At 65.3% G+C, this 8,020-nt stretch carries 7 protein-coding genes; 3 read left to right on the top strand and 4 right to left on the bottom strand.

The features are described 5' to 3' along the window. Positions 1-180 precede the first annotated feature (180 nt). Together AC2VOU_RS13380 and AC2VOU_RS13375 are read left to right on the top strand one after the other, a co-directional pair. Positions 181-1,596, top strand: coding sequence for a hypothetical protein (locus AC2VOU_RS13380; protein WP_486957819.1), 1,416 nt, complete (start codon positions 181-183; stop codon positions 1,594-1,596). Between the two features lie 204 nt (positions 1,597-1,800). After that, a complete protein-coding gene (locus AC2VOU_RS13375; protein ID WP_486957818.1) occupies positions 1,801-2,949 on the top strand; it encodes an LLM class flavin-dependent oxidoreductase in 1,149 nt (382 codons plus the stop codon). Between the two features lie 12 nt (positions 2,950-2,961). Here the strand turns inward: AC2VOU_RS13375 and AC2VOU_RS13370 are convergent, their stop codons facing one another. From AC2VOU_RS13370 to AC2VOU_RS13355, 4 genes are all read right to left on the bottom strand, one after another. Next, the gene (locus AC2VOU_RS13370; protein WP_486957817.1) at positions 2,962-3,660 is read right to left on the bottom strand and encodes a nitroreductase family protein; all 699 of its coding nucleotides are present in this window, start codon (positions 3,658-3,660) and stop codon (positions 2,962-2,964) included. Between the two features lie 25 nt (positions 3,661-3,685). Further along, positions 3,686-4,471, bottom strand: a complete 786-nt coding sequence (locus AC2VOU_RS13365; RefSeq protein WP_486957816.1) for an alpha/beta hydrolase — start codon at positions 4,469-4,471, stop codon at positions 3,686-3,688. A 27-nt stretch (positions 4,472-4,498) separates the two neighbouring features. Continuing rightward, on the bottom strand, positions 4,499-5,365 hold the full coding sequence (locus AC2VOU_RS13360) for a class I SAM-dependent methyltransferase (RefSeq protein ID WP_486957815.1): 867 nt from the start codon (positions 5,363-5,365) through the stop codon (positions 4,499-4,501). Positions 5,366-5,462: 97 nt separating this feature from the next. Continuing rightward, positions 5,463-7,214 (bottom strand): AMP-binding protein, encoded by a 1,752-nt coding sequence (locus AC2VOU_RS13355; protein ID WP_486957814.1) that lies wholly within the window; start codon positions 7,212-7,214, stop codon positions 5,463-5,465. Positions 7,215-7,490: 276 nt separating this feature from the next. On the opposite strand from AC2VOU_RS13355, the gene AC2VOU_RS13350 reads away from it, so the two are divergent. After that, positions 7,491-8,020 (top strand): class I SAM-dependent methyltransferase (locus tag AC2VOU_RS13350; RefSeq protein ID WP_486957813.1); only part of this gene is annotated, 530 nt, incomplete at its 3' end.

Genomic DNA, 8,020 nt, shown 5'->3' with positions numbered 1-8,020 from the left:
AATACCCGAAGGATCCGAGGTTAACACCGGCGCCTGTGGGGCGCCTGTTCGCCGAAGACCACTGCCAGAACTTGAACACCACAACCAGAGCTTTCGGGGCCGCCGGATGAACCCCTGATTCCTTCTAAGGTATCGTTCAGGTGGGCCGGGGGCGGGTGCGAGAGTCTGGGAGGAAATATCGTGCGGATAGCTGCTGCTCCGGGTGTGCTGGCGGGTTCGGTTCTCATCGCGTCTGGCCTGATCCCCGTGACACCGGGCGTATCACGGCCCGCCGCGCCTCGGGTCGCCCGCGCTGAGGTGCGTCTGGTCGATTCCACCGCAGCGGCCGACCTCGATGCCCTGGTCACCGGCATCTTAGGGGGCACCCCGGTGACCAGCCTGACCACCATCGAAAATGACTTCACCACGATCAACGACGCCACCGGTCTGACCACCCTGGCCAATGACGTGGACAACCTGCTGGACCTCAATGGTGGCGCCAGCAGTCTCACCACCTCCCTCGGTGATCTCCTCGGCGCCGGCAGCACCAGCGGCGTGGAGAACATCCCGTACAACTTGTTGGCCGACGTCCTCAACATTCCCTATTACGAAGGCCTGGCCGAGCAGGAGTACGGGTTCGCCCTGGGCCCGGGCGGCTCGGTCGGCGGCGTCGCCGACTGGATCCCACCGGGCGCCACCGTGGCTGACGGAGGCGTCGACGTCGTCAACGGGCAGGACTACTACGCGTTGGGCGGAACCGGTAGTTACCTCTATGAATCCATTGGCAACACGTGGGGTTGGGACGACGGCAACTATCCGCAATTGGACGGGCTCGCGCACTTCCTGCTGCCTTTCCAGTTCACCGAACCCATCGCCGAGCAGGTGCAGGGAGTTCTGCAGGCCGAGTCCATCGACGGCGCCGACGTCAACTGCGAGTTCCAGTGCGCCAGCTTCACCGATTACCTGGGGCAATGGTTCCACCAACCGCTCTCGGACGTGCTTTCTCCGTCCGGCTACACCTATCCGACCGTTCTGGAAAACACCGTCGGGGCGACCAGCGCGACCGGCGTGGTCAATTCCGGCGGCACGGCGGGCGAAGACGTCATTTGGTCCGGCCAACATGTGACCTTGAGCCCAGACTTGGATCTGAGCTCCATCTTGACCAATCTGGAGTCAAGTCCGGCGGACGACCCGATTCAGTCCCTCAGCCTGGCCAACCTGCTCACCGACAACGAACTGCTCACCTATGACTTCAACTACGATTTCAACTTCTTCGTCGAAGGCAGTTTCCTGTATTGGGGGGCGCCGAGCCTGTACAGCATTCCGGACCTGATCGGCGGGGAGCTGCAGGATCTCACCGGCATCCCCAACCAGTTCCTGTTGCCCAACGACGGCGCGGAGCCCCTGTCCGGCTACACCGACACCTCGTCGTCGCTGCTTCCGGGCTTGGAGCAGGGTTTCGAGTACCTGGCCAAAGGCCTGGAAGGGTACCTGGACCCCAGCACCTACACCGGCCTGGCCGGCGCTGCGGACACCAGCACTCTGGCCAGTGACCTCACCTCGCTGGTGCCCAACCTCGCGGCCGACATCGCGGCGATGACAGGTGGCGCGTTCTAGCGTTTCGAGCGATGTCAATCGTCGCGAGTTGTGCAGACCGCTTCGGCGCCGAGTGTGTTGCTCGTGAATACAGTTGAGCCTTGTTCTCGCAGATAACCCGCACAGTCGACGGTTCTTACTTCGGGACGGCGCAGTTGGTAGGACGGCATCAGGCAGGCACGCGCGGGCGGGCCGCTGGTGCGTCGCGGGTAGGTTTAGGTATTGATGGCTAAATTCCGCTTCGGCATCCTCGACGGGATCGTCAACTTCCGCTTCTCGCCGACCATCCTGCCGCAGGCGAGTTACCTGATGGCGGCCGCGACGGGCGCCGACTCCTTCTGGGTCGGCGACCATCTCAACGCACCGCTGCCGCAGTCCATCGCGACGCCGGAATATCTGGGCGTCACAGCGAAATTGGTGCCCAGTGTCGACGCTGTCCTGGAACCGTGGACCATGCTCGGACACCTCGCCGCCCGCAACCGGGTGCGCCGGTTGCGACTCGGCGTGTGCGTCACCGACGCGAGTCGTCGCCATCCGGCGGTGACAGCGCAAGCCACCTCGACCCTGCATCTGCTCACCCGCGGCCGCGCCATCCTCGGGATCGGCGTCGGGGAACGCGAAGGCAACGAACCCTACGGCGTCGTGCGCACCAAACCTGTTGCCCAGTTGGAAGAGGCGATCGCCACCATCCGAGCGCTGTGGAACTCGGGCGGCGAACTCATCTCGCGTGAATCCCCCTACTTCCCGTTACACAACGCCGTGTACGCGCTGCCACCGTATCGCGGTAAACAGCCCGAGATCTGGGTGGCTGGACACGGTCCGCGGATGTTGCGGATCACCGGACGCTACGCCGACGCGTGGGTTCCCTTCGTGGTGTCCCGACCCGCGGACTACGCGCGATCCCTCGAGGCTGTCCGGGCGGCAGCTTCTGATGCCGGTCGGGATCCGATGTCGGTCGTGCCGGCGCTGAACCGTCTGGTGGTCACCGGGCGCAGTCGCGACGACGTCGACGAGGCGCTGGACTCAGTCATCATGAAAGCCTCCGCGCTGGCGGCGCCGGCCGACGCCTGGGCGCGACACGGCGTCGAGCATCCCCTGGGCTCCGACTTCTCCGGGGTGCAGGATCTGGTCCCCCAGTTGATGGACCAGGAAACGGTTTTGGCTTATACGGCGCAGGTTCCCGCGTCGCTGATGAAAGAGTTGATGTTCAACGGCACCCCCGACGAAGTCGTCGAACAAATGGCGGAATGGCGTGATCACGGGCTGCGGTATGCACTCATCATCAACGGCAGCCCGGTCAATCCGCGCCTGCGCAAGACGGTGGCCGCGACGGCGCCGTTCCTGAAGATTCTTCGCCGGCTCAAAAGTCTGTGAACCGTCGACGTGTCACGCGTCGGACCAGGCTCGATTGCCGTACCGATCAAGGTGAGTCACATCGGTGACCGGTTTGCGCGTGGTGGGTCCGTAACGCCCACGCGGCCAGCCGAGCGGGACGACGCACAGCGGTGTCACCGAACGCGGCAATCCCAGCGTCCGGCGCGCTGAGGCCACCCCCCACAGCGGCAAGGTGATCAGCGACGCACCCAGGCCCATCGCCCGGGCGGCCAGCAGCAGGTTCTGCACGCCGGGGTAAATCGACCCGTAGTAGGCGGACTCGGCGGTGTGCGGCGAGGGCAACAGCGGCCGCTTTTCGCCCCGCGCACCCGACCGCAGACACGCCACCACCAGAACCGGGATCTCGGCGAAGTGGTCGACCTGCCACTGCACCGCGCGCGCCACCTTGGCCATCGACGCGTCGTGGGCGGCGACCCGTTTGATGACCACCCGGTAATACAGCGACCACACCTGCCGATAGCGCTTGGCCAGCTTGGTCTTGGTTCGGCGGTCGGTGACGACGACGAACTCCCAGTTCTCACCGTGGACTCCGGTCGGTGCCCGAAGGGCCAACTCGATGCACGTGCGCACCAGCGCATCGTCGACGGGGTCGGATCGGACGCGGCGCACGGCGCGCTGGGTCATCATCGCCTCGACGAGCGGCATCTGCAGGCCGGCCAGCGCCTGGGCGGCGATCGGTGACTCGGTCATACCGACGACGCTACCGTCCAGCTCTTCACAGCCCGCGTTCACTCAGCCAGCGGTGGATCCGTTCGGCCACCGCCGCCCAGCCCGGTTCGAGCATCATGTCGTGTCCCATGTCGGGGAAAAACTCCGCTTCGGTGTGGTACGCGCGTGCCGTTGCCCGGATTTCTTTCGCGGTGTGCGCTCCGTCCTCCTGTGCCCCGAGGACCAGTAACGGCGCGCTCACCCGCTTGGGTCGGGGCAAATTGAGCACACAACAGTCCAATGCCATTCGGGGGCTCTGCTCGCCCAGCCGCTTCGCGTAATCCACCACCGCGACGTCCGGGGTCTGTGCGGAGAAAAACCGCTCCCGCGCGAGCTGGGGGGTGTTGACATAGGCCAGTGATCTGCCGGTGACGGCAATCTTGGCGAAATGCCACGGGTGCTGTCTGCACCAACGCACAGCGGACCCGAAGTTGCCCTGCGGCGGCGTGGACGCCATCAACACCCCGGCGGGGGCGTCGTGAGTCTCCAGATACTTCTGGACGACGATGCCGCCCTGAGAGTGCCCGATCACCACCGGCCTGGTGGGCAGACCGGCGGCAACCGCATTGAGATCCTCGACACAATCGGCGAGCGAGCACGCCCACAGCGGCTTGACGGTCGGGCTACCGCCATGGCCGCGAAGGCTCACCGCCAGGGCGTGATAACCCTTGCTCGCGAAATAGCCGAGGAAATGTTCCTCCCAGCACCATGCCGCGTGCCAGGCCCCATGAACGAAAAGCAGTGGCGCGGGATGCGATGTGCTGCGGCACCCCTTTTCGATCACCTCGAGCATGGCGGGCTCAGTGCGAAAGCGCGGCTGTCACACCCGGCGCAGCTGGATGCGGTAGAGGTTCGCGTGTCCGAGCTCGAATTGCCGTATCGAGGCTTCCAGGTACGCCTCATACACCGCCACCTTCTCCGGGCCGGTGATCTCGGCAGCCGCCGCGCTGTTCGCCCGAAGTGTGTCGAGCCAGGCCGAACAGGTACGCGCGTAATGTTCCCGATGATTGACGACGTATTGAACTTCGAAGAGCTTCTCGGCGGCGTGCATGATCTCAGCCAGCCGGGGCGGATCAGACTCGGGAAAGATGTGCTCCATGATGAACAGCGTCTCTTTGAGCCCCTGCTCATCGAGCTTGACGTGACCCTTGCCGATCGTCTGCAGCGCAAGGCCCGCGCCGGGTTTGAGCGAGTCGTGACACTTTTGGAAAAACCGGCGATACCCGGCCACCTTCTGAGACCGATCCCACCCGTATTTCACGAAGTGCTCCATGGCACCGATGCTGATCGCCGCGTCATAGGGCTCGTCGGCGACGAAGTCCGCCCAATCCTGGACCCGCACCTGCAGGCGAGGATCGCCCAGTTCTTCCACGTAGCGGGCTTGCGCCTCGCTCAGGGTCAGCCCCGTGACGTGCTCGGCGCCGTGCTCGGCCACCAGCCGGCGCATCGTCGATCCCCATCCACAGCCGATGTCGAGTACCCGGTGCCCGCTGCCGACACCGGCCAGCGCGGCCAGGCGGTCGATCTTGCGGGCCTGTGCCACGGCCAGGTTGTCGTCGTGGCCCTGCCACAGCGCGCACGAATATGTCATGGACTCGTCGAGCCAGAGCGAGTAGAAAGCGTTACCCACATCGTAATGGTGCTGAATGGATTCAGCCGATGCCCCACGTTCGCTTACCGATGTCATTGTTGATACTCCATCCCTAGTCCCTGCCCTGATCCCTGTTCAGAATCCCTGTCGAGAATCGCTGTTGAGAATTTCCCACCCGAACCGCGGCGCGCTGTCACGCGGAGACGTCCAGCCTGTCGAACTCGTCCTGCCGGTAGCGCTCGGCGCACGCCGAGCGACGGACCTTGCCGCTGGTGGTGATCGGGATAGAGCCCGGCGCCACCACAACCAGGTCGGCCACCCGCAGCCCGTGCGACCTGGAGACTGCCACCGCCACGTCCCGCTTGACCGTGTCCAGGCTCTCGCGCGCCTCCGCCTCGGAGCCACCACGCTGCTTGGACTCGATGACCACCACCAGTTGCTCCCGGCCGTCGTCGGCGACGGCGATCGCGGCGGCCCGGCTGCGGGTGATGTCCTGGATGGTCGCCTCGATGTCGTCGGGGTAATGGTTGCGACCATCGACGATCAGCATGTCCTTGATGCGGCCGATGATGAACAGCTCGCCGTCGGAGATCACGCCGACGTCGCCGGTGCGCAGCCACGGCCCGCGCGGTGTGTCAGACGACGGGTCGACCAGCTCACCGCCGAAGGTCCGCTCGGACAACTCCGGGTTTTTCCAGTAGCCGGCGGCGACGTTGTCGCCGTGCACCCAGATCTCGCCGACCTTCCCGGCCGGGTTCTCCACGCAGGTCTGCGGGTCGACGACACGCACGGTGCAGGCCCGCGGTGTGCCATGGCTGACCAGCTCGGAACCGGGCACCTCGTCGCCGCAGCGCTGCGCGTGGCCGGCCGAGAGCTTCTCGTAGTCGAACCGGACCCGTGGCGCGGGCCGGCCGGGGTTGGACGTCGTCACGTACACCGTGGCCTCGGCCAGCCCGTACGCCGCCCGCACCGCCGTCTCGGACAGGTTGAACCGGGAGAACCGGTCCAGGAAACGTTTCACCGTCGGCGCGTGTACTCGTTCGGCGCCGTTGATAAAGCTGTGCACGTTACCCAGGTCGAGGCCGGCCATATCGTCGTCAGAGGTGCGCCGCGCCGTCAGCTCATAGGCGAAATTCGGCGCCGGAGTGACGGTAGCGGTGTGGCTGGCGACCAGACGCATCCACCGGGCGGGCTTCTGCAGGAAGGCCACCGGGTCCATCAGCACAGACTGCAGACCGAATCTGACCGGGATGAAGATGCCGAACATCAGACCCATGTCGTGATAGAACGGCAGCCACGACACCAGGGTGGAATCGCGGGGCGGAATTCCGCCCTGGGGTTCGAAGTAGTCGGCCATGATCTGCTCGAGGTTGACCATCATGTTGCGCTGTGTCACCGCCACGCCCGCTGGCGCGCGGGTCGACCCGGAGGTGTACTGCAGCAGGACCGTGGCGCTCGGCAGCCGGTCGGCGGGCGGCGCGGTCTGTGGTGAGTAAAAGTCGAGCGCGTCGATCTCGATCACCGTCGGTGTCGAGCCGGGTAAGCCGTTGACGCACGAGACGACGCCGTCGGCGACCGCCGATGTGGTCAACACCGCCACCGGGGCGCTGTCGGTCAGCGCCGTGACGACCCGCTCGTCGTGGACGCCGAGCATCGGCACCGAGAGCGGGACCACGACGAAACCGGCCCAGATGGCGCCGAGCACCCCGACCACGTAGACCAGGCCCTGCGGAGCGCAGATCGCCACCCGGTCACCCGGCGATCCGCACGACGCCAGCGCATCGGCGACCGCCTGCGCGCCCTGCTGCGCGCGCGCCCACGTCAACACCTTGGGATGTCCGGCCGGGTCGACCTGGTAGTCGACGAAGGTGAACAAGGGTGCATCCGGCTGCTGGCGGGCCCAGTCCGCCAGCCAACCCGACAACGACAATTCCATTCCTGACATAGGTGTTTCTCCCATTGCAGTGTTGACAGCAGGGCCCCGTGCAGGCGCCACGACGACGATGTCGGCCACTTCGCGGATCTCAGGCGCTTTGTCACGGCTCAGGTGAGCGCAGGGCTCCTGCGCTCACTCACCCCATAATGCACGAAGAACAGTTACCTCGTCGCTGTGGTCGGCAAACACCAGCAAGTCGCCGCGTGCAGTCTCAGCAAATCCGAAGCGGGTGTACAGCGAAGGCCATGGTTGACCGTGCCCGCCCGCGCGTTAGCGTGGGCAGTCGTGGCCGACAAAGTTTCCGTCAATCTCAGCGGTGCCGCGCAGACCATGCTGGCGACGTTGTATCTCAAGGCACTGGACAGCGATTTCGATCGCCCGGTTCTGGGCGACCGCTACGCGAAGCAGGTGGTCGACCGCCTCGATTACGACTTCCGGGACATGGGCATCACCGCTAAATGGGCGCCGCTGATTACCGTGCGCACCGCGCAGTACGACATCTGGGCGCGGCAATTCCTCGCCGTCAACCCGCATTGCACTGTGGTGCATCTGGGCTGCGGTTTGGACAGTAGGGCATTCCGGTTGAATCCGGGCCCGGGCGTGGAATGGTACGACGTCGATTACCCGGAAGTTATTGCGCTGCGTGCCAAAGTCTATCCGTCCCCACCCGGTTATCACCTGATCGCAGCGTCGGCGACCGACCCATCCTTATTCGACCGCTTTCGCGTCGACCGCCCTATTCTGCTGATCGCCGAAGGGATCAGCATGTACCTGACCGAAGGCGACGGCATCGCGCTGCTGCGCCGCGTCGTCGA

It is taken from the genome of Mycobacterium sp. TH-M25 (assembly GCF_057473665.1).
The sequence above is the reverse complement of the archived record's forward strand: the minus strand, read 5'-3'. Positions and strand labels throughout refer to the sequence as shown.

Bases quoted from the DNA above. Each gene is read 5' to 3' on its own strand.
- AC2VOU_RS13375 (WP_486957818.1), top strand. From the start codon at position 1,801: ATGGCTAAATTCCGCTTCGGCATCCTCGACGGGATCGTCAACTTCCGC.
- AC2VOU_RS13370 (WP_486957817.1), bottom strand. From the start codon at position 3,660: ATGACCGAGTCACCGATCGCCGCCCAGGCGCTGGCCGGCCTGCAGATG.
- AC2VOU_RS13365 (WP_486957816.1), bottom strand. From the start codon at position 4,471: ATGCTCGAGGTGATCGAAAAGGGGTGCCGCAGCACATCGCATCCCGCG.
- AC2VOU_RS13360 (WP_486957815.1), bottom strand. From the start codon at position 5,365: ATGACATCGGTAAGCGAACGTGGGGCATCGGCTGAATCCATTCAGCAC.
- AC2VOU_RS13355 (WP_486957814.1), bottom strand. From the start codon at position 7,214: ATGTCAGGAATGGAATTGTCGTTGTCGGGTTGGCTGGCGGACTGGGCC.